The 20,224-nt window shown below is 71.4% G+C and carries 18 protein-coding genes and 1 pseudogene; 14 read left to right on the forward strand and 5 right to left on the reverse strand.

The window, feature by feature from the left end; genetic code table 11:
• Position 1 precedes the first annotated feature (1 nt).
• Positions 2-1,549 carry a CocE/NonD family hydrolase gene (locus ACFC0Z_RS16695; RefSeq protein WP_376437931.1) on the reverse strand — a complete coding sequence of 516 codons (1,548 nt, stop codon included), beginning with the start codon at positions 1,547-1,549 and terminating at the stop codon, positions 2-4.
• Between the two features lie 90 nt (positions 1,550-1,639).
• A complete protein-coding gene (locus ACFC0Z_RS16700) occupies positions 1,640-1,996 on the reverse strand; it encodes a hypothetical protein (RefSeq protein WP_376437933.1) in 357 nt (118 codons plus the stop codon).
• 168 nt (positions 1,997-2,164) lie between these two features.
• On the opposite strand from ACFC0Z_RS16700, the gene ACFC0Z_RS16705 reads away from it, so the two are divergent.
• Positions 2,165-3,436: a cytochrome P450 gene (locus ACFC0Z_RS16705; RefSeq protein ID WP_376437935.1), complete on the forward strand. Its 1,272-nt coding sequence runs from the start codon at positions 2,165-2,167 to the stop codon at positions 3,434-3,436.
• Here the strand turns inward: ACFC0Z_RS16705 and ACFC0Z_RS16710 are convergent.
• Positions 3,384-4,118, reverse strand: coding sequence for a hypothetical protein (locus ACFC0Z_RS16710; RefSeq protein ID WP_376437937.1), 735 nt, complete (start codon positions 4,116-4,118; stop codon positions 3,384-3,386). The two genes, ACFC0Z_RS16705 and ACFC0Z_RS16710, sit on opposite strands and share 53 nt — an antisense overlap.
• A 124-nt stretch (positions 4,119-4,242) precedes the next feature.
• Here ACFC0Z_RS16710 and ggt point away from each other — a divergent pair, with 124 nt between their 5' ends.
• Complete coding sequence (ggt, locus tag ACFC0Z_RS16715) at positions 4,243-6,051, forward strand: gamma-glutamyltransferase (protein WP_376437939.1); 1,809 nt, start codon at positions 4,243-4,245, stop codon at positions 6,049-6,051.
• 31 nt (positions 6,052-6,082) lie between these two features.
• Here ggt and map read toward each other — a convergent pair whose 3' ends face one another.
• Positions 6,083-6,850 carry a type I methionyl aminopeptidase gene (gene map, locus ACFC0Z_RS16720; RefSeq protein ID WP_376437941.1) on the reverse strand — a complete coding sequence of 256 codons (768 nt, stop codon included), beginning with the start codon at positions 6,848-6,850 and terminating at the stop codon, positions 6,083-6,085.
• 90 nt (positions 6,851-6,940) lie between these two features.
• Between map and ACFC0Z_RS16725 the strand changes: the two genes are divergently transcribed.
• The 12 genes and pseudogenes from ACFC0Z_RS16725 (at position 6,941) to ACFC0Z_RS16780 (ending at position 20,000) form a co-directional block, all read left to right on the forward strand.
• On the forward strand, positions 6,941-7,192 hold the full coding sequence (locus tag ACFC0Z_RS16725) for a helix-turn-helix domain-containing protein (RefSeq protein ID WP_376437943.1): 252 nt from the start codon (positions 6,941-6,943) through the stop codon (positions 7,190-7,192).
• A gap of 97 nt (positions 7,193-7,289) precedes the next feature.
• Positions 7,290-8,504 (forward strand): alginate lyase family protein, encoded by a 1,215-nt coding sequence (locus ACFC0Z_RS16730; RefSeq protein ID WP_376437944.1) that lies wholly within the window; start codon positions 7,290-7,292, stop codon positions 8,502-8,504.
• Positions 8,505-8,535: 31 nt separating this feature from the next.
• On the forward strand, positions 8,536-8,940 hold the full coding sequence (locus ACFC0Z_RS16735) for a PPOX class F420-dependent oxidoreductase (protein ID WP_376437946.1): 405 nt from the start codon (positions 8,536-8,538) through the stop codon (positions 8,938-8,940).
• A 114-nt stretch (positions 8,941-9,054) separates the two neighbouring features.
• The gene (locus tag ACFC0Z_RS16740; RefSeq protein WP_376437948.1) at positions 9,055-10,452 is read left to right on the forward strand and encodes a UL36 very large tegument protein; all 1,398 of its coding nucleotides are present in this window, start codon (positions 9,055-9,057) and stop codon (positions 10,450-10,452) included.
• 216 nt (positions 10,453-10,668) lie between these two features.
• Complete coding sequence (locus tag ACFC0Z_RS16745) at positions 10,669-11,511, forward strand: nitrilase-related carbon-nitrogen hydrolase (RefSeq protein ID WP_376437950.1); 843 nt, start codon at positions 10,669-10,671, stop codon at positions 11,509-11,511.
• On the forward strand, positions 11,508-12,788 hold the full coding sequence (locus tag ACFC0Z_RS16750; RefSeq protein WP_376437951.1) for an aspartate aminotransferase family protein: 1,281 nt from the start codon (positions 11,508-11,510) through the stop codon (positions 12,786-12,788). Before ACFC0Z_RS16745 ends, ACFC0Z_RS16750 begins: the two co-directional genes overlap by 4 nt.
• Before the next feature lie 9 nt (positions 12,789-12,797).
• Positions 12,798-13,277, forward strand: a pseudogene (locus ACFC0Z_RS16755) (amidohydrolase family protein); the annotation flags it as partial.
• Between the two features lie 89 nt (positions 13,278-13,366).
• Positions 13,367-14,758, forward strand: a complete 1,392-nt coding sequence (gene hydA / locus ACFC0Z_RS16760) for a dihydropyrimidinase (protein WP_376437953.1) — start codon at positions 13,367-13,369, stop codon at positions 14,756-14,758.
• 48 nt (positions 14,759-14,806) lie between these two features.
• Positions 14,807-15,820 (forward strand): TIGR03842 family LLM class F420-dependent oxidoreductase, encoded by a 1,014-nt coding sequence (locus ACFC0Z_RS16765; protein ID WP_376438008.1) that lies wholly within the window; start codon positions 14,807-14,809, stop codon positions 15,818-15,820.
• A 222-nt stretch (positions 15,821-16,042) separates the two neighbouring features.
• Positions 16,043-17,002 carry an ROK family protein gene (locus ACFC0Z_RS16770; RefSeq protein ID WP_376437955.1) on the forward strand — a complete coding sequence of 320 codons (960 nt, stop codon included), beginning with the start codon at positions 16,043-16,045 and terminating at the stop codon, positions 17,000-17,002.
• A 122-nt stretch (positions 17,003-17,124) separates the two neighbouring features.
• Positions 17,125-18,315, forward strand: coding sequence for a mannose-6-phosphate isomerase, class I (gene manA / locus ACFC0Z_RS16775; RefSeq protein WP_376437957.1), 1,191 nt, complete (start codon positions 17,125-17,127; stop codon positions 18,313-18,315).
• A 377-nt stretch (positions 18,316-18,692) separates the two neighbouring features.
• Positions 18,693-20,000, forward strand: coding sequence for a cellulase family glycosylhydrolase (locus ACFC0Z_RS16780; RefSeq protein WP_376437959.1), 1,308 nt, complete (start codon positions 18,693-18,695; stop codon positions 19,998-20,000).
• On the opposite strand, the gene ACFC0Z_RS16785 is transcribed toward ACFC0Z_RS16780, so the two are convergent.
• On the reverse strand, positions 19,990-20,224 hold a 235-nt coding region (locus tag ACFC0Z_RS16785; RefSeq protein ID WP_376437961.1), incomplete at its 5' end, for a hypothetical protein. The two genes, ACFC0Z_RS16780 and ACFC0Z_RS16785, sit on opposite strands and share 11 nt — an antisense overlap.

Below are 20,224 nucleotides of genomic sequence, written 5' to 3' on the forward strand. Positions count from 1 at the left end.
ATCACTCCTTCCGCAGCGGTACCGACACGTACGACGGGTCGGCCGACGGGGAGGAGAAGGTCAGCTGCGCGCCGGTCGGGTTGTGCTCGATGTAGAGCGGGTCGACGGTGTCGACGACCAGCGCGAGCCGGTGGCCGGCCGGGACGTCGTACGCGGTCGAGAACAGCTCCAGGTCGACGCCGAAGGGCTTGCCGGCGGGCTTCCCGTGGAAGGTGTACGGGGCGTTGCTCACCAGCTTCCCCATGCCGAGCGGCCCCACGTCGTAGAGGTACGCGACGAACGTGCCGTCCTCCTCCGTGGAGGTCACGGTGGTGTGCACCTTCACCGTCCCGCGCACCTTCTGGTCGGTGCCGTACCGCTCCGACTGCCAGACGCCGGCGAAGGCGCGGGGGAGCAGCGGGACGGAGACGACGGGCGGGGTGCGGAGGAACTGGTCGAGGGCGTTGGTGAGCAGCGTGACGCCGCCGTTGGCCCCGGAGTCGACGTTCGCCCAGACGTGCTCGCTGTCGTCGAGGAAGAACTTCCGCCGGTCGGCGTTGACGGACTTCCAGTCCGCGTAGCCCTCGTACCCTCCCGTGGACCGCGACGTCAGCTGGACGGGCTGCTCGCGGTCGATGCCGTTGTCCGTGCCCTTGAGGTAGCGGTCGAACCAGCGGCGGGTGCTGGCCCAGGTGTCGTTGGGGAGCCCGAAGAGTCCGGTGGCCTCGGCGGTGGCGTGGTCGCCGGGGCGGAACTCCAGGCGCTTGGGGCCGGTGAGCTTCTCGTAGAAGCTCGCGTACTGGTTGGGCGGGAAGATGGTGTCGCCCCAGGCGTTGCCGAGCATGATCGCGGCGCCGTTGGCGTTGATCCGGTCCAGGTACGTGGCGGGTGACCGCTTCCGTCCCCAGGCGATCATCTCGTCCTCCTTGTCGAGGTTCGACGAGAGGAAGTCGCCCAGGATCTCCTTGAGTTCGGGGCCGGGGCGCCCGGTGAGGTATCCGGCGCCGCCGAGCAGCGCGGCGGCCTGGAAGTGCTGGGTCCGCCCGCTGTAGATCGAGTCGATGAGGTCGGCCCACCCGCTGAGCGCGGCGACGGCCTTGACCCGGGGGTCGTGCGCGGCGGCGAGGAGACTGATCCCGGCCCCGTACGAGACGCCCGCCATGCCGACGCGCTCGGCGTCGGCGGGCGTGTTCGCGAGCGCCCAGTCGACGACCTTGGCGGCGTCGGCGACGTCCTTCGGCCCGGCGGTCTCTATCTCGCCGCCGGACTGCCAGAAGCCTCGCGAGTTGTAACTCACCACGACGTAACCGGAGTCGGCGAGCTGGATCGCCGGGACGAGGTACTCGATCTGGGGCATGGCCCAGCTGGTCGGAAGCACGATCACGGGGTACCGCTTGCTGCCGTCGGCTCCGGCCGGCGTGATGACGTTCGCCTTGAGGACGGTCCCGCCGTCCCCGACGATGTCGACGAACCGAATACCGGCCTCGTCCGCCTGCGCGACGGGCGCGAGCCCGAACGCCGTCCCGGCCACGAGAGCGGCCGAGACGGCGAGGACCAGGGATGTGCGCACGGGTCACTCCTCACTGGGTCACTGATGGGGGGCAGTGAAAGTGACCCGACGGTAACCTCCGCGCATTACCTGAGGTAACCGCTCGGTAAGTTACGTGCGGGTAACGATTGGGGGATCGCCGCCCAGGAGCCGAGCGGCCGCCTCGTGCCCGTGCAGCGCCTCGGCGAGCAGCCGGGGCCGGTTCGGGTCCGCGGAATCCATCCGGCGGGCCGCTTCCACGGCTTCGGCCAGGAGGGCGAGCGCCACCCGCGGGTCGGCCGCGAGCGGACTCCGCTTCCGGCACTCCAGCAACGCCTCGACCAGCCTCGGCAGGTACGCCGCCGGGCTCACCGTCGCGAGTACCCGGTAGGCCATGACCCCTTCCCACCAACTCGGCGGTTCGGATCCGAGAAGAAGGACCCGCGCCCGCAACACCGCGTCCTGGCTGTACTGCTCCGTGTTCCCCATGTGCCTCCTGTTCGCCGTCTGATGCACGACGGAGATCCTCGGGCGGCGCGGGGGGCCCGGACAAGGGTCTCGAAGTGTGCCTTTCCGTCCTACGAAAACCGGCCCTGACCTGTCATGATGGGAACGTCTTAACCCCTGGGCGGGCTCTGGTGGGAGGCGCGAGGAGTGATGCCGGACGCGAGTGGGGTTCCCGACGTCTTCGATCCCCGGGTCTACGCGGCGGGCATTCCGCACGAGCGGTTCCGCCGGCTTCGCGACCACGCGCCCGTCGCCCGTCAGCGGGAGCCCGAGGTTCTCGGCTGGCCGGCCGGGCCCGGGTTCTGGGCCGTCACCCGGCATGCCGACGTCGTGCGCGTACTCAAGGACTCCGGGACGTACTCCTCACACCTCGGCGCCACCCAGATCCGCGACCCCGACCCCGCCGATCTGCCGTTCATCCGGCGCATGATGCTCAATCAGGACCCGCCGGATCACGGGCGGTTGAGGCGGCTCGTCAGTCGGGCCTTCACGCCGGGGCGGATCGAGCGGTTCGCCGTCACCGCTCGGGAGCGGGCGGCCAAGCTGCTGGCCGAGGCTGTCGCGAGCGGGGGCGGAGGCGGGGGAGAGGTGGACCTCGTCCGGGCCGTCACCGACGACTACGCGCTCCTCAACCTCACCGATCTCCTCGGCGTCCCCGCGAGCGACCGGGGGCTCCTGCACGCCTGGACCGAACGCGTCATCGCCTACCAGGACCCCGACGAGCCGCCCGTCCTCGGGGCCGACGGGCGCCCCGTCAATCCCCGCTCACCCGCCATGCTCGCCGAGATGTTCGCGTACGCCCAGGAACTCGCCGCGTTCAAGCGCGAGCACCCCGCCGACGACGTCATGACCTCCCTCGCCACCTCCGAACTCGCCGACGCCGAGCTGGAGATGTTCTTCTTCCTCCTCACCGTCGCCGGGAACGACACCGTGCGGAGCGCCGCCCCCGGCGGGCTGCTCGCCCTCGCCGAGCACCCGGACGAGCAGCGCAGGTTGTGGGACGGGGCCGTGGACATGGGGACGGCCGTGGACGAGCTGCTGCGCGTCCACCCGCCCGTGCTCTCCTTCCGGCGCACGGCCGCACGGGACACCACCCTCGCCGGGCAGTCGATCCGCGCGGGCGACAAGGTCGTCGTCTTCCACGCCTCCGCCAACCACGACGAACGCGTCTTCGCCGACCCCCACCGCCTCGACCTGGCCCGCACCCCGAACCCGCACGTCTCCTTCGGCGACGGCCCGCACGTCTGCCTCGGCGCCCACTTCGCCCGGCTTCAGCTCCGCGTGCTGTACGAGGAGACCCGCGCGGCCTGCGGCGGCCTGACGCTCGCGGGGCCGCCCCGCAGGCTCGTCTCCAACTTCATCAACGGGATCAAACATCTGCCGATTCGGCTCGCGGCGGCGCCGTCAGCGCGACCCGTGTGACGTCGGCGACCAGCTCCACCACATCCGGTCCGTACGCCTGCGTGTTGACCACCTTCAGGAGCAGCACGAACGTCCCCGAGCGGTGGGCACGCGCCAGCTTCTCGTGGTGGCGCGCCAGGTAGCGGGTCGCCGCCTGGTTGGTGATCGCACGCTGCCCGCAGAAGAGGAAGACCGGGCGGCGGCCCTCCCCGGCCGTCAGCCGGGCGAGGATCACGTACTCGGAGACGCCCTTCTCCATGGGGTAGCTCTCGCCGCCGACCGTGATCGCCTGCTGGATCCCGGAGGGCTGGACGTCCACGTTCATGGTCACGCCCGGGAGCAGGGTGGACAGATGGGCGGCCGTCCGCCGGTTGGCGTACGGGCCGCCGACGCAGAACTCGGTGCGGTCCCCGAAGCCCTGGTGGGCCGTGTCGTGCGGGAGGATCCGGGCCTGCGCCCCGCAGTCCTTGATCAGCGCGGAGAGTTCGAGCAGCGCGAAGACGTCGAAGCGGTGCACGACGTTGTCCCCGCCGGCCTCCCGGTTCACCACGAGCAGGCACTCCGAGCCGCCCGGCAGCCCGAAGAACGCCTGCTTGCGCCGCAGTTTGCGCCGCCAGAGGTACGTACGGGCCAGCCATCCCAAGGAGGCGCTGATCCCGGTCGCCAGGACCCCGAGCACGATGTTCCGCACGTCTTCGTTCACGGTCGCGCATGCTAGCGACCGAACGGCCTTCCGTTCGAGCCCCGTGCCGTCGTTCCGAGGCGGTCCTGACGTTTCGCGCGAGGGAAGTTACGCTGCGCGGACGGTCGTTGACTGGAGGTCGACAATGCGTGGCTCCGCCGCTGGGAAGGTCTCTTTACTCGCCGTCGCGGCGACGGTGCTCTCGATGGGGGCGGCGGCACCGCCCGCGCCACCGGGAACAGAGGCCCCGGCACTCGCGAAGGTCCCCGTAGCCGTCGGCTACGGCGGCGCCGTGGCCAGTGTCGACGCCGACGCCTCGGCCGCCGGTGTCGAGGTGCTCCGCAAGGGCGGCAACGCGGTGGACGCCGCCGTCGCCGTCGCCGCGGCCCTCGGCGTCACCGAGCCGTACTCGGCCGGCATCGGGGGCGGCGGCTACTTCGTCTACTACGACGCCAGGAGCCGCACGGTCCACGCCGTCGACGGCCGCGAGACCGCCCCGTCCTCCGCCGGCGCCGGGCTGTTCCAGGAGAACGGCGTCCCCATCCCCTTCGACCAGGGCCAGACCAGCGGCCTCGGCGTCGGCACCCCCGGCACCCCGGCCACCTGGAAGACCGTCCTCGACGCCTGGGGCACCAAGCGCCTCTCCACGCTCCTCGCACCCGCCGAGCGGCTCGCCCGCGAGGGCTTCACCGTGGACGCCACCTTCCGCGCCCAGACCGCCGCCAACGAGGCCCGGTTCCGCGACTTCCCGGCCACCTCCGAACTCTTCCTTCCCGGAGGCCAGTTGCCGGTGGTCGGCGCCGTCTTCAAGAACCCCGACCTGGCCCGTACGTACCGGACCCTCGGCCGCGAGGGCGTCGGCGCGCTGTACGAGGGCCCGCTCGCCCGGGACATCGTCGACACCGTCCGTACGCCCCCGGTCCGCGAAGGCGCCACGCGCGTCGTACGGCCCGGTGACCTGACGGAGCGTGACCTCGCCGCGTACCGGACCGAGTTCCGCAAGCCGACGAAGGTCGCGTACCGGGGCCTGGACGTCTACGGCATGTCCCCTTCCTCCTCCGGCGGTACGAGCGTGGGCGAGGCGCTCAACATCCTGGAGGGCACCGACCTCTCCGCCGCCACCCAGGCCGCGTACCTCCACCGGTACATCGAGGCCAGCCGGATCGCCTTCGCCGACCGGGGCCGCTGGGTCGGCGACCCGGCCTTCGAGTCCGTGCCGACCCGGGGACTGCTCTCCCAGCGGTACGCCGACTCGCGGGCCTGCCTCATCCGTGACGACGCCGTCCTGACCAGCCCCCTGGCGCCCGGCGACCCGGCGAACCCGGTGCCGTGCGCGAGCGGCGGGACGGCGGCCCCGACCACGTACGAGGGCGAGAACACCACCCACCTGACCGTCGCCGACAAGTGGGGCAACACCGTCGCCTACACCCTCACCATCGAGTCCACCGGCGGCAGCGGCATCACCGTCCCCGGCCGGGGCTTCCTGCTCAACAATGAGCTGACCGACTTCTCCTTCGCCCCGGCCAACCCGGCCGTCCACGACCCGAACCTGCCCGGTCCGGGCAAGCGGCCCCGCTCCTCGATCTCCCCGACGATCGTCCTCGACGATCGCGACCGGCCGGTCCTCGCCCTCGGCTCCCCGGGCGGCGCGACCATCATCACCACCGTCCTCCAGACCCTCACCGGGGTCGTCGACCGGGGCCTCCCGCTCGTCGACGCCATCGCCGCGCCCCGCGCCAGCCAGCGCAACCAGACCACGACCGAGCTCGAACCCGGCCTGTGGAACAGCCCGTTGAGGGCGGAGCTGGAGGCGATCGGGCACGGTTTCCGGCAGAACCCGGAGATCGGCGCGGCCACCGGCGTGCAGCGGCTGCCCGACGGCCGCTGGGTGGCGGCGGCGGAGACGGTCCGCAGGGGCGGCGGCTCGGCGATGGTCGTGCGCCCGGCGCCGTGACCCCGTAGGGCGCCGTAACCCCGTAGAGGGACTACAGGGCCGTGAGGACGCGCGGCCCGTCGTCCGTGATCGCCACCGTGTGCTCGGCGTGGGAGGCGCGCGAGCCGTCCACCGTGCGGATCGTCCAGCCGTCGCCCGCCGTGTAGTGGTCGTCGGTGCCGCCGCCGATGAGCATCGGCTCGATCGCGAGCACCATGCCGTGCCGCAGCCTCATGCCCCGGCCCGGGCGTCCCTCGTTGGGGACGCCCGGGTCCTCGTGCATGCTCCGGCCCACCCCGTGGCCGCCGAAGCCGTCCGGGATGCCGTAGCCGGCCTTCCGGCAGACCCGCCCGATCGCGTGCGCGATGTCGCCGATCCGGTTGCCGACGACGGCCGCCGCGATGCCGGCCTCCAGGGCCTCCTCGGCGGCGGCGACGAGCCGCGTGTCCTCCGGCCGGGCGCGGCCGACCGTGAAGCTGATCGCCGAGTCGCCCACCCAGCCGTCGAGGATCGCCCCGCAGTCCACGGAGAGCAGGTCGCCGTCGGTGAGCCGGGTGTCGCCGGGGACGCCGTGCACGATCGCGTCGTTCACCGACAGGCAGACGACCGCGGGGAAGGGCACCGGCGCCCACTCCGGCCGGTAGCCGAGGAAGGGCGAACCGGCTCCCGCCTCCGCCAGGACCTCCCGGGCCGCGCGGTCGAGCTCGGTCAGCGCGACGCCGGGCGCCGCCTTCTCCCGTACGGCCGCGAGGGCGCGGGCCACGACCCGGCCCGCTTCCCGCATGGACGCCAGGTTCTCGTTCGTCTTGATGTTCACCATGGCCGATTACTATACCGGTATAAGTATTGGGGTGAGCGTCGGGGCGGTATTTCTATCCCGGTATTTGTGTCCCGGTATTAGTATGGGGGCATGGTGCGTACCCCCCTGACCCCCGAAGAACGCGAGCGCGGCGAGCGCCTCGGCCTCCTGCTCCGCACGGCGCGCGGCGACCGGTCCATGGTCGAGATCGCCGCCGCGGCCGGTCTCTCCGCCGAGACCCTCCGCAAGATCGAGACGGGCCGGGCCCCGACCCCCGCCTTCTTCACCGTCGCGGCCCTCGCGGGCGTCCTCGAACTCTCCATGGACGAGCTCGTCGCGCTCTGCGTGCCCCTCCCGGCCTGATCCCGCCGAGCGCGGCGGAGCGCTCAGGCGGTCCGGCCGTCCGCTGCCCGGCGTAGTACGGGATGCGCGAGCGCGCGGCCCGCGCCAGCGTGGAGCCGTGCATCCTCGCCCGCGATTCCTCGCCGCCCTGCTGACGCCCCTGCTGCTCCTCGGCACGGCCTGCGGCACGGGCGCCGACGCCCCCGCCGCCGTCGAGCGGCCCCCCTCCGTCGCCCCCGAGACCTTCCGGCACCCCGGCGTCCTCGTCGGCGGCGCCCAGCTGGCCGCCGTCCGCCGCCGGGTCGCGGCGGGGGAGGAGCCCTGGGCCTCCGCCTATCAGGCGATGGGCGAGAGTCCGTACGCCGACCTCGACTACACCCCGCACCCGGCCAGGGTCGTCGCCTGTGCCTCGAACGCCGGGACGCAGGCCTGCGTCTCCGAGCGTGAGGACGCCATCGCCGCGTACACCCACGCCCTCATGTGGTCCGTGTCTGGCGAGGCCGCGCACGCCGAGAAGGCCGTCGAGATCATGGACGCCTGGTCGAAGACGGTGAAGGAGCACACCCGCGACGACGCCGACCTCCAGACCGCCTGGTCCGGTTCCTCCTGGGCGCGCGCCGCCGAGATCGTCCACGCCGGATACCCGGCGTGGGGCGGACCGGAGGTCCAGCGGTTCAAGTGGATGCTCCGCAAGGCGTATCTGCCCGCCGTCAGTGCCAAGGTCGCGGACTACAACGGCAATTGGGAGCTGGCCATGACGGACGCGGCCATCGGCATGGCCGTCTTCCTCGAAGACCGCACGGTCTTCGAGGAGTCCGTACGCCGGTTCAGGGCGCGGGTCCCCGCCTACTTCTACCTCTCCTCCGACGGCGCCCTTCCCAAGCCGCCGCCCGGCGGCACCATCGACACGGCCGACGAGCTGGCCACGTACTGGTTCGGGCAGCGGACGTACGCCGACGGCATCGGGCAGGAGACCTGCCGCAACTTCATGCACATCGGGTACTCGCTCGCCGCCACCGCCCACATCGCCGAGACCGCCTGGCACCAGGGCATCGACCTCTACCGCGAGGAGGCCGAACGGATCGGCGCGGCACTGGAGTTCCACGCCCGCTACCAGCTCGGCGAGACCCCGCCCAAGTGGCTGTGCGGCGGGAAGGTCGAGCGCACGATGGGCCCGGACGTCGAGGTCGCCCTCAACCACCTCGAAGGCCGGATGGGCATGAAGCTCCCGCAGACGGCGAAGCTGGCCGCCAGCCAGCGGCCCGGCGGCACGGACGACCTGTTCGTCGCCTGGGAGACCCTCACGCACGCCTCCAACCCGACCCCCGCGTGAACCCGGCGGGCGCTCGCCTAGGCTCGGGGGCATGATCCCTGATGAGCTCCAGCGCGGCCGGTACGTCAGCCTGACCACCTTCCGGAAGAACGGCACCGGAGTGGCCACCCCCGTCTGGTACGCGGTGGAGGGCTCCGAGCTGTACGCGTGGACGCGCGCCGACTCCTGGAAGGTCAAGCGGCTGCGGAACGACCCCCGGGTCACCGTCGCCGTCTGCGACGTGCGGGGCAACGTCGCCGAGGGCACCCCGCGCCACTCCGGCGAGGGCCGGCTCGTCGACGGGGAGGAACTGCGGCGCATCCGGAAACTGCTCTCGCGCAAGTACACCTGGCAGTTCTGGCTGACCGACGTCCCCGCGATGATCGTGCGTCTCGGCAAGCGCCCGCACGCGGGCATCGTCGTCCGCCTCGACGGGGCCGATGCTCCTTCCGAGTGACGTACGCGCGCGAAAACGGCCCGTAGTCGTCCCGTAACACGACTGCGGTCGAATGCCTGCGGACCGGAAGGTTCCCCTCGGGGTTCCAGTCGACGGCGGGCAGGTGCTGAGCGCATGACGGTGTATCAACTCCCCATGGAAGTGGCCGCGTTCGCGCGATGGTTCGCGGAGCTCGCGGAGCGCGCGAAGCGCGTCGAGCCGCGCTCGGGCTGGTACGGGGTCTTCGCCGCCCGCGACCCCGAGGGGTTGCGTGCCTGCCTCGACGGGACGGAGATCCCGCCGTGGGACGTCGTCGAATCCCTGCTCCAGGACGCCGGCGAGCGCGCCGACGGGCCGCTCGCCGCGCAGGCGGGGGCGCTGTACGCGGCGGCGGCCGGCGCCCACGACCACCGCCCCGGCGGGGCCGAGGCGCTCGCCGGACGCCGGGACCTGAGAGAGCGCGAACGCCGGTACGCAGGTGCCCGCTCCCGCGAACTGGAACGGCGACTGGAGGAGACGCGGCGGGGCTCGGAGGAGGCGGCCGCCCTGGCGCACGACCTCGCCTGGGCACGGGACGACCACACGAGGGCCGCCGCCCGGGTCGCGGAACTGACGGCGCGCCTGGCGAGGCTGGGGGATCCGGGGCGGGTACGTCCCCTGGAGCGGGCGCACCCGCCCCGGCGCCTCGACCCGACGCACCCGCCTCGCCGGGCCCCGGCCCCCGAAGGTCCCGCGACGGAACCTGCCGTGCCCGAGACCGCCGTCGCCGGGCCCGTACCCGCGCGGCCCGCACCCGCCCGGCGGCGCCCCCGTGGGGCCCGGTACGCCTGGCTGGAGGAGGAGCCGGGCGCCGAGGAGCAGGTGGCGGTGACCGTCCCCGTCCTGCCGTCGGGGGGAGCGGCCCCGCGCGGCGCCCGCTTCGGCGGAGGCGAGGCGGCGGCGGTGCGGACCGCACCGTCCCCCACGGGCGCACCCGCATCCGAACCCGCCCCGGACCCCGACGGTGTCGCCCGCGCCGCGGCCAACGCGGTCTACGCCCTCCAGCGGCTCCGCGCCCAGGGCCGTACCGGCGAGGCGCACGCGCTGCTCTGCGAGGCGCTTGGCGGACCTCCCGCCCGGCTGCCCGCCCTCGCCGAGGAGCTGCACCGGGCCGGACTGGCCGCCGACTGGGCGACGCTCCTGTGGGAGGCGGCCTCGCTGCCGCCCGGCAGGCTCGCGGCCGTCGCCGGGGCCCTCGCCGACGCGGGCCGGGCGGCCGACTGCGAGCAGCTGATGCGCCAGGGCGTGGCCCGCCCGGTCGAGGAGCTCGCGGGTGCCTGCGCGGCCCTGCGCGCCGAGGGCCACCGGGGCGAGGTCCACGCGCTGCTCGCCGCCTTCGTGCGGGTGCGGACCCCGGAGGAGGCGGCCCGGCTCGCGGGCGCCGACCCGCGTGAGCTCGTACCGCAGCTGCTCGACGCGGCGCGGGCGGTCTCGTCGGTCCGGGAGCGGGATCTCCGTCACGCGTTGAGGGTGGCGGGCGTGGCCGGCGCCTGACCGGCACGGGTGGCCAGGGCATGTCCGTAGAGGTCCATGTGTGTCCTTATCTGGTCCCATGTGCCCGATGTAGACCACTCGCGTACGAATCATGATCGACACCGCCGCTTCCTTGCGGCGGTCTTGCTCCGGGGTGTGACGGGGCTTACGTTCTCCTCCTACGCACCGCGTCTACGGGCGTAGAGGGTCTCTGACGCCGTGCCGAAGGGGCAGCTCATGACCGACGTCGTACGCGCCGCGCTCGTCCAGGCGACCTGGACGGGTGACACCGAATCCATGATCGCGAAACATGAGGAGCACGCCCGCGAGGCCGCCCGGCAGGGCGCCAAGGTGATCGGCTTCCAGGAGGTGTTCAACGCCCCCTACTTCTGCCAGGTCCAGGAGCCCGAGCACTACCGCTGGGCCGAGCCGGTCCCCGACGGCCCGACCGTCACCCGCATGCGGCAGCTCGCCCGCGAGACCGGCATGGTGATCGTCGTCCCCGTCTTCGAGGTCGAGGGCGAGGGGTTCTACTACAACACCGCCGCCGTGATCGACGCCGACGGCACGTACCTCGGCAAGTACCGCAAGCACCACATCCCGCAGGTCAAGGGATTCTGGGAGAAGTACTACTTCCGCCCGGGGAACGCCGGATGGCCGGTCTTCGACACCGCCGTCGGACGCATCGGCGTCTACATCTGCTACGACCGCCACTTCCCCGAAGGGTGGCGCCAACTCGGACTCAACGGAGCCCAGTTGGTCTACAACCCCTCGGCGACCCACCGCGGACTCTCCTCCTACCTCTGGCAGCTGGAACAGCCGGCGGCGGCCGTCGCCAACGAGTACTTCGTCGCCGCGATCAACCGGGTCGGCGTCGAGGAGTACGGCGACAACGACTTCTACGGCACGAGCTACTTCGTCGACCCGCGCGGCCGGTTCGTCGGCGAGGTCGCCTCCGACAAGGACGAGGAACTCGTCGTCCGAGACCTGGACTTCGGGCTCATCGAGCAGGTGCGGCAGCAGTGGGCGTTCTACCGGGACCGCCGCCCCGACGCGTACGACGGACTGGTGAAGCCGTGAGCAGCCTGTACGACCGGCACCGGGCGGTCATCCCCGACTGGGTCGCGCTCTACTACCGCGACCCCATCGAGATCACCCACGGCGAGGGCCGCCACGTCTGGGACGCCGAGGGGCGCAGGTACCTCGACTTCTTCGGCGGCATCCTCACCACCATGACCGCCCACGCCCTGCCCGAGGTCACCAAGGCCGTCTCCGAGCAGGCAGGGCGGATCGTCCACTCCTCGACGCTCTACCTCAACCGGCCCATGGTGGAGCTCGCCGAGCGGATCGCCGGCCTCTCCGGCATCCCCGACGCCCGCGTCTTCTTCACGACCTCCGGCACGGAGGCCAACGACACGGCGCTGCTCCTGGCCACCGCGTACCGGCGCTCGAACCAGATCCTGGCGATGCGCAACAGCTACCACGGCCGCTCCTTCTCGACGGTCGGCATCACCGGCAACCGCGCCTGGTCGCCCACCAGTCTCTCCCCGCTCCAGACGCTGTACGTGCACGGCGCCGTCCGCACCCGCGGTCCGTACGCCGACCTCTCCGACGAGCGGTTCATCGACGCGTGCGTGGCGGACCTCGAAGACCTCCTCGGCCACACCCGGGACGTCGCCGCCCTCATCGCCGAACCCATCCAGGGCGTCGGCGGGTTCACCTCCCCGCCCGACGGCCTCTACGCGGCCTTCCGCCGGGTCCTCGACCGGCACGGCATCCTCTGGATCGCCGACGAGGTGCAGACGGGCTGGGGCCGCACCGGCGACCACTTCTGGGGCTGGCAGGCGCACGGCCAGGCCGGACCGCCCGACATCCTCACCTTCGCGAAGGGCATCGGCAACGGCATGTCCATCGGCGGGGTCGTCGCCCGCGCCGAGATCATGAACTGCATCGACGCCAACTCCATCTCCACCTTCGGCGGTTCACCCGTCACGATGGCCGCGGGCCTCGCCAACCTCGCGTACCTCCTGGAACACGACCTCCAGGGCAACGCCCGCCGCGTCGGCGGCCTGCTCGTCGAGCGGGTGCGGGCGGCGGCGGCCGGAGTCGACGCCGTACGGGAGGTACGCGGCAGGGGCCTCATGATCGGCGTCGAACTCACCGAACCCGGCACCGACCGCGCCAACCCGGAAGCGGCCGCCGCCGTCCTGGAATCGGCGCGCGAGAACGGCCTGCTCATCGGGAAGGGCGGCGGCCACGACACGAGCACCCTGCGCATCGCCCCGCCCCTCTCGCTGACCGTGGCGGAGGCGGAGGAAGGCGCCGCCATCCTGGAACAGGCCCTGCACGCCCTTTAGGGAGAAGCCGTGAGCACCCACCGCACCCTGATCCGCGGCGGCCTCGTCGTCACCGCCGCCGACGAGGTCCACGCCGACGTGCTGATCGAGGACGGCCGCGTCGCCGCCCTCGCCGCCCACGGCTCGGACGCGGCGGCCGGCTGGACCGCGGACCGGATCATCGACGCCACCGACCGCTACGTCCTGCCCGGCGGCGTCGACGCCCACACCCACATGGAACTGCCCTTCGGCGGCACCGCGGCCTCCGACACCTTCGAGACCGGCACCCGCGCCGCCGCCTGGGGCGGCACCACCACCATCGTCGACTTCGCCGTCCAGACGGTCGGCGAGAGCCTCCGCGAGGGCCTCGACACCTGGTACGCCAAGGCCGACGGCAACTGCGCGATCGACTACGGCTTCCACATGATCCTCTCCGACGTGAACGAGCACACGCTCAAGGAGATGGACCGGCTGGTGCAGGAGGGCGTGAGCTCGTTCAAGAGTTTCGTTCGGTCGCGTGACCAGGGGTTTTCTGGCGGAGTAGGCGATGCGGCGGCCAAGGCCGTGGCAGGCAGCCGAGGAGAAGGGACTTCTGGAACGTGACTCGGACTCTGATTACCGGCGGTCTCGTGATCACGACCGCGGATGAGGTGCACGCGGATGTGCTGATCGAGCACGGCCGGGTGGTGGCGCTGGCGGCGCCTGGGACGCAGGAGTGGACGGCGGACCGGCTGATCGACGCGTCGCAGAAGTACGTGATCCCGGGCGGGGTCGACGCGCACACGCACATGGAGCTGCCGTTCGGCGGCACATTCGCGTCGGACACGTTCGAGACGGGGACGCGGGCGGCGGCGTGGGGCGGGACGACGACGATCGTCGATTTCGCGGTGCAGTCGAGGGGCGAGTCGCTGCGGGCCGGTCTGGACGCCTGGCACGAGAAGGCGGACGGGAAGTGCGCGATCGACTACGCGTTCCACATGATCATGTCGGACGTGAACGAGTCGACGCTGAAGGAGATGTCGAAACTCATTCAGCATGGCATTTCCTCGTTCAAATTGTTTATGGCCTATCCGGGTGTCTTTTATTCGGATGACGGCCAGATCCTGCGGGCGATGCAAGTTGCTGGTGATACCGGCGGGTTGATCATGATGCACGCGGAGAACGGCATCGCCATCGACGTCCTCGTCGAGCAGGCGCTGGCACGGGGCGAGACGGATCCGCGCTATCACGGGGAGGTGCGCAAGGCGCTGTTGGAGGCGGAGGCGACCCATCGGGCGATTCAGCTGGCCCGGGTCGCGGGTTCCCCGCTGTACGTCGTGCACGTGTCGGCGCAGGAGGCGGTGGCGGAGCTGGCGGCGGCCCGGGACATGGGCCTGCCGGTCTTCGGCGAGACCTGCCCGCAGTACCTCTTCCTCTCCACGGACAACCTGGCGGAGCCGGACTTCGAGGGCGCGAAGTACGTGTGCAGTACGCCGCTTCGGCCGAGGGAGCACCAGGCGGCGCTGTGGCGGGGGTTGCGGACGAACGACCTCCAGGTGGTGTCCACCGACCACTGCCCGTTCTGCTTCGTGGGCCAGAAGGATCTGGGGCGGGGGGACTTCTCGAAGATCCCCAACGGCCTTCCGGGCGTGGAGAACCGCATGGACCTCCTCCACCAGGCCGTCGTCGAGGGGCACATCTCGCGGCGCCGCTGGATCGATATCGCCTGCGCGACCCCGGCCCGGATGTTCGGCCTCTACCCGCAGAAGGGCACGATCGCGCCCGGTGCCGATGCCGATGTGGTGATTTACGACCCGCACGCCACGCAGGTGCTGTCGGCCGAGACGCACCACATGAACGTCGACTACTCGGCGTATGAGGGGAAGGCGATCACCGGCCAGGTCGAGACGGTCCTTTCCCGGGGTGAGGTCGTCATCGATCAGCGTAAGTACGTCGGCCACGCGGGGCACGGGGCGTTCGTGCCGCGCGGTCTCTGTCAGTACCTGGGCTGAACGGCCCAGTGGTCCCATCGCACCCACCCGAACTTGGAGGCCACTGAAGTGGACTTCGGACTCGTCCTGCAGACCGACCCGCCCGCTTCCCAGGTCGTCGGCCTGATGCGCCGGGCGGAGCGCAACGGATTCCGCTACGGCTGGACCTTCGACTCCGCCGTGCTGTGGCAGGAACCCTTCGTCATCTACAGCCAGATCCTCGCCAACACCACGAAGCTGCACGTCGGCACGATGGTGACGAACCCGGGGACGCGTACGTGGGAGGTGACGGCCTCGACCTTCGCCACCCTCAACGACATGTACGGCAACCGGACGGTCTGCGGCATCGGCCGCGGCGACTCGGCGATGCGCGTCGCCGGCCGCAAGCCGAACACGCTCGCCCGCCTGGGCGAGGCGATCGAGGTCATCCGCGACCTGGCGGAGGGCCGGGAGGCGACCGTCGACGGCAACGCGATCCGCATCCCGTGGATCAAGAACGGCAAGCTGCCGGTGTGGATGGCGGCGTACGGCCCGAGGGCCCTGGCCCTGGCCGGGCAGAAGGCGGACGGGTTCATCCTCCAGCTGGCGGACCCGTTCCTGACGGAGTGGATGGTGAAGGCGGTCCGGCAGGCGGCCATCGACGCGGGCCGCGACCCCGACGCCCTCACCATCTGCGTCGCCGCCCCCGCCTACGTGACCGCGGACGACTCGCCTGAGGCCCTCGCCCACGCCCGCGACCAGTGCCGGTGGTTCGGCGGCATGGTCGGCAACCACGTCGCCGACCTGGTGGAGAAGTACGGCGAGCACTCGGACATGGTGCCGGAGGAGCTCACCGCGTACATCAAGGACCGTCACGGCTACGACTACTCCCACCACGGCCGCGCCGACAACCCCGACACCACCTTCGTCCCCGACGACATCGTCGACCGCTTCTGCCTCCTGGGCCCCGCCGAGGCCCACATCGAGAAGCTCCGCCACCTCAAGGACCTGGGCGTCGACCAGTTCGCCGTCTACGACATGCACGACAACCGCGAGGGCACCATCGACGCGTACGGCAGCGACATCATTCCCGCCCTTCGCTGACGAAGTCGGTTGACCCAGGCGTCGATGCAGGTGGATGACGACCATCCACCTGCTCACGTCTCGGTCAGAGCGTTTCGTCGGCGCGGGGTCGCCTCCTGTCTGCATCGATCCATACGCCTTAACCGGATCAGTTACCCTGGACAACGTTGTCATCGTTCAGCAGAGTGATGCCTCACATGGTTTGGACGGTTCTGGAAGGGTGGGCGCAAGGTGTACGGAGCGTTGGACATCGGCGGTACGAAGATCGCCGGGGCGCTGATCGATGCCGAGGGGCATGTGGTGGTGCGGGCGCAGCGGCCGACTCCGGCGCGTGAGTCCTCCGAGGCGTTGATGGCCGCCGTTGCCGCGGTGGTGGACGAGCTGGCCGCCCATCCCGAGTGGGTGTCGCTGTCCTGCCTGGGAATCGGGAGCGCGGGTCCGGTGGACACCTTCGCGGGCACGGTGAGCCCGGTGAACATCCCGGCTTGGCGCTCCTTCCCCCTGGTGGAGCGGGTGCGGAGTCATCCTGCGGTTCCGGAGGTCATCGAGCCTGTGCTTGTCGGCGACGCGGTTGCCATGGCGGCGGCGGAGCACTGGATCGGTGCCGCGAAGGGTGTGGCGAACGCGCTGTGCATGGTCGTGTCGACCGGTGTCGGAGGCGGTCTGATCCTGGGAGGTTCCGTCCACGCGGGGACGACCGGGAACGCGGGGCACATCGGGCACATCACCGTCGATCAGAACGGTCCCCTCTGCCCCTGCGGCGCCCGCGGATGTGTCGAGCGCTATGCCAGCGGCACGGCGATCGCGGCCCATGCGCTGGAACTCGGCTGGGCGCCCCCGGTCGGTCTTCCCGCCACCGCCCGAGAGGTCGAGGCCGCGGCCCGCGCGGGCGATCCGAGGGCCATCGCCGCGTTCGACCGGGCCGGCCGCGCACTGGCTGCCGCCATCGCGGCGACGGCCGCACTCGTCGAACTCGACCTGGTCGTGGTGGGTGGCGGAGTCTCCCAGGCCGGCGAGGTGCTTTTCGGGCCGCTGCGTCATCACCTGACGTCGTACGCGGTCCTCGACTTCACGCGTGCGGTGTCGGTCGTGCCCGCCGCGCTCGCTCTCGACGCCGGGCTGATCGGTGCGGCCGCCGCCGGTGTCGCCGGCTCGGAGCTGTCCCGAGCCGGAGCGGGCACGAGGGGGCAGGCGGCCAACTGACATCCCCTCCTCCGGACACGGACGGGGCTGTTCTCCGTGCCCGTGGGCATCGGCGCCGGGCGCCTTCCGGGGCGCCGTGGTGTCCGCCTGCCACCTCACCATCAGTACTCCGGGAAGTGACCATGGATCTCCTCAGCAATACCGTCCAGCCCTACGACTGGGGCTCCCGCACTCTGTTGCCGGAGCTCATGGGCGTGCGGCCCACCGGATCGCCCCAGGCCGAACTCTGGATGGGCGCCCATCCAGCGGCGCCCTCCCGGGTGTCCAGGGGAGGGGCCCTGATACCGCTGGACCGGTTGGTCGCCGGGGACCCGGAGGGACAACTCGGAGCGGGCACCGCGCGACGCTTCGGACCCCGCCTCCCGTTCCTCGTCAAACTGCTGGCCGCGGACGCGCCGCTCTCGGTGCAGGTGCACCCCGACCTCGCGCAGGCCCAGTCGGGCTTCGCCCGGGAGAACGCTCTCGGTGTTCCCCTGGACGCACCGCATCGCAACTACCGCGACGACCAGCACAAACCCGAGATGATCGTCGCCCTCACCGCCTTCCAGGGGCTTTGCGGCTTCCGGAACCCGACGGACACCGCCGACCTGTTCGCGTCCCTGGAGGTCCCGGCGCTGCGGCAGTACGTCGAGACCCTGCGGGCCGTCCCCGAGCCCCAGGCGCTCGCGGAGGTGTTCCGGGCCTTCCTCCGCCCGCCGGCCGGCCTGCTCGACGCTGTGACCGAGGCGCTCGCCGTCGCGGCGGTGGGCTCGGACAGTGCCTGTGTCGTCGCCTATGACCGCATCGCCCGGTCCTGGCCGGGTGATGCCGGGCTGTTGTCGGCGCTGATGCTTCAGTACGTCGAGCTGGGCCCTGGCGAGGCACTGTTCCTCGGTGCCGGCGTGCCGCACGCGTACCTCTCGGGGCTCGGTGTGGAGATCATGGCGAGTTCCGACAACGTCCTGCGGTGCGGGCTGACCACCAAACACGTCGACGCGGAGGAGCTGATCCGGGTCGTCCGCTTCGCCGCGCCCCCGGCCCGTGTCCTGGTCCCCAGGGAGGAGGAGGGCGAAGAGGTCTATCCGGCGCCGGTCGACGACTTCCGTCTGTCGCGCCATCGCCTCCGATCCGGTGAGCCGAGGTCCCGAGTGACGCTGGACGCCCCGCAGATCGTCCTCTGTACCGCCGGGACGCTGACCGTCGTGTCGGCAGGGAAGAGTCTGGGCATCGGTCCCGGCCAGGCCGTGTACCTGCCTGCCGGCGCCGAGGCCGGGCTGGAAGGTGCCGGCGTGGCCTACCGAGCGACGACAGGTACGGCGGAACGCCTCGGCTGAGAGCTGAGAGCTGACAACCGAGAAGCGAGAACCAAGAACCGAGCGCGGGCAACGAAACCGACACTAAACTTAACCGGTTATGTTCCAGCTATTGTTCTCGGCCATCACGAGCTCTAGCCTCAACTCGGCCGCCAGGAAATCGGCAGGAGAAGTCGCTGACTGACGAACGCGACGACCTGAACCACGCCTGCGGTTAAGCCCCACTGCCCGGATTCGAGCCGCAGCAATTCCCGGGCAGTGGGGCGCGGCGGCGGTACGCCCATCACCCGTGGGCCCGCCCGGGGCCACCGACCCCGATCAGCCGTGATCTCACTCCATGTCAGGCATCACCGCGCCCGCGCTCCTCCGCGGGGGCGGACCCGAGTTGGGAGCACCACATGAACAGGACCCGAGTACTCTCGGCGGCGACGCTGCTCGCCCTCGCCGCCACGATCACCACGGTCCCCGTCACCGCCCAGGCCGCAGGGCGCTCCGACGGCTTCCGCGTCGTGGACGGACGGCTCGTCGACGCCACCGGCAAGGACTTCGTCCTCCGTGGCGTCAACCACGCCCACACCTGGTACACCGACCGCACCGGGCAGTCCCTCGCCGACATCAAGGCCCTCGGCGCCAACTCGGTCCGGGTGGTGCTCTCCACCGGTACCCGCTGGACCAAGAACGGCGCCGCCGACGTCGCGGACGTCGTCGCGCAGTGCAAGGCCAACCGCCTCGTCTGCGTCCTGGAGGCACACGACACCACCGGCTACGGCGAGCAGGGCGACGCGGCCTCCCTGGCCGAGGCCGCCGACTACTGGCTGGAGGTGGCGAGCGCTCTCAAGGGGCAGGAGAAGTACGTCATCGTCAACCTCGGCAACGAACCCCACGGCAACGCCGGATACGCCGCCTGGACGCAGGACACCAAGGACGCCATCGGCCGACTGCGCGCGGCCGGCTTCCACCACACCCTGATGGCCGACGCCCCCAACTGGGGCCAGGACTGGTCGAGCACCATGCGCGAGAACGCCCCCGCCGTCTTCGCCTCCGACCCCGACCGCAACACCGTCTTCTCCATCCACATGTACGGCGTCTACGACACCGCTGCCGAGGTCGAGGACTATCTCGGCAGCTTCGTCGACCGCGGCCTGCCCATCGTGGTCGGCGAGTTCGGCTACGACCACTCGGACGGAGACCCCGACGAGGACGCCATCATGGCCACCGCCCGCCGCCTGGGCCTCGGCTACCTGGGCTGGTCCTGGAGCGGCAACGGTGGCGGCGTCGAGTACCTCGACCTCGCCACCGGCTTCGCCGCCGACCGGCTCACCGCCTGGGGCGAGCGTCTCTTCCACGGCCCCGACGGCATCCGGCAGACCTCACAGGAAGCCGGCGTCTACCGGCGCGGATGCTCCATCGCCTACCGGCTGGACGACTGGGGCACCGGCTTCAACGCCGACATCACCATCCGTAACACCGGCGAGCAGGACATCAAGGGCTGGAAGCTCGACTTCGCCCTTCCGGGGGGCGTCACGGTGAACTCCGCCTGGAACGCCTCCGTCACGCAGAACGGCCGACAGGTCCGCGCGGCCAGTGAGTCATGGACCGCGTCCGTCCCGGTCGGCGGGGCCGTGAGCTTCGGCGTCAACGTCACGGGCCCCGGTGCCGTGCCCGGCTCATTCAGCCTCGACGGCGTTCCCTGCGTCACTGGCTGACCGGGTACCGCACCCGCCGCACGGGGTGGGAGCGGAGCGGGTTTCCGCCGGCATGTCCCTGCCCCGGAACCCGCTTTTCGCCCGTCTCGGCCGCTCCGGGGGTCGGGTACGGCATCGGGGGGCTGCCCGCACGGGCAGGCTTGGCCGCCGTTGCCGCGATGCACACCAGGGTGTCGTCGGTCGGCTCGTTGTTGACGAAAGTGCCCTGCAGTTGGCCCTTGCCC

The sequence above is a fragment of the Streptomyces sp. NPDC056144 genome, assembly GCF_042264145.1.
GTDB lineage: Bacteria > Actinomycetota > Actinomycetes > Streptomycetales > Streptomycetaceae > Streptomyces.

Excerpts from the sequence above, each read along its gene's own strand:
- ACFC0Z_RS16735 (WP_376437946.1), top strand. The coding sequence starts at position 8,536 with ATGATCCCTGATGAGCTCCAGCGCGGCCGGTACGTCAGCCTGACCACC.
- ACFC0Z_RS16700 (WP_376437933.1), bottom strand. The coding sequence starts at position 1,996 with ATGGGGAACACGGAGCAGTACAGCCAGGACGCGGTGTTGCGGGCGCGG.
- ACFC0Z_RS16705 (WP_376437935.1), top strand. The coding sequence starts at position 2,165 with ATGCCGGACGCGAGTGGGGTTCCCGACGTCTTCGATCCCCGGGTCTAC.
- ACFC0Z_RS16745 (WP_376437950.1), top strand. The coding sequence starts at position 10,669 with ATGACCGACGTCGTACGCGCCGCGCTCGTCCAGGCGACCTGGACGGGT.
- map (WP_376437941.1), bottom strand. The coding sequence starts at position 6,850 with ATGGTGAACATCAAGACGAACGAGAACCTGGCGTCCATGCGGGAAGCG.
- ACFC0Z_RS16725 (WP_376437943.1), top strand. The coding sequence starts at position 6,941 with ATGGTGCGTACCCCCCTGACCCCCGAAGAACGCGAGCGCGGCGAGCGC.
- ggt (WP_376437939.1), top strand. The coding sequence starts at position 4,243 with ATGCGTGGCTCCGCCGCTGGGAAGGTCTCTTTACTCGCCGTCGCGGCG.
- manA (WP_376437957.1), top strand. The coding sequence starts at position 17,125 with ATGGATCTCCTCAGCAATACCGTCCAGCCCTACGACTGGGGCTCCCGC.
- ACFC0Z_RS16740 (WP_376437948.1), top strand. The coding sequence starts at position 9,055 with ATGACGGTGTATCAACTCCCCATGGAAGTGGCCGCGTTCGCGCGATGG.
- ACFC0Z_RS16780 (WP_376437959.1), top strand. The coding sequence starts at position 18,693 with ATGAACAGGACCCGAGTACTCTCGGCGGCGACGCTGCTCGCCCTCGCC.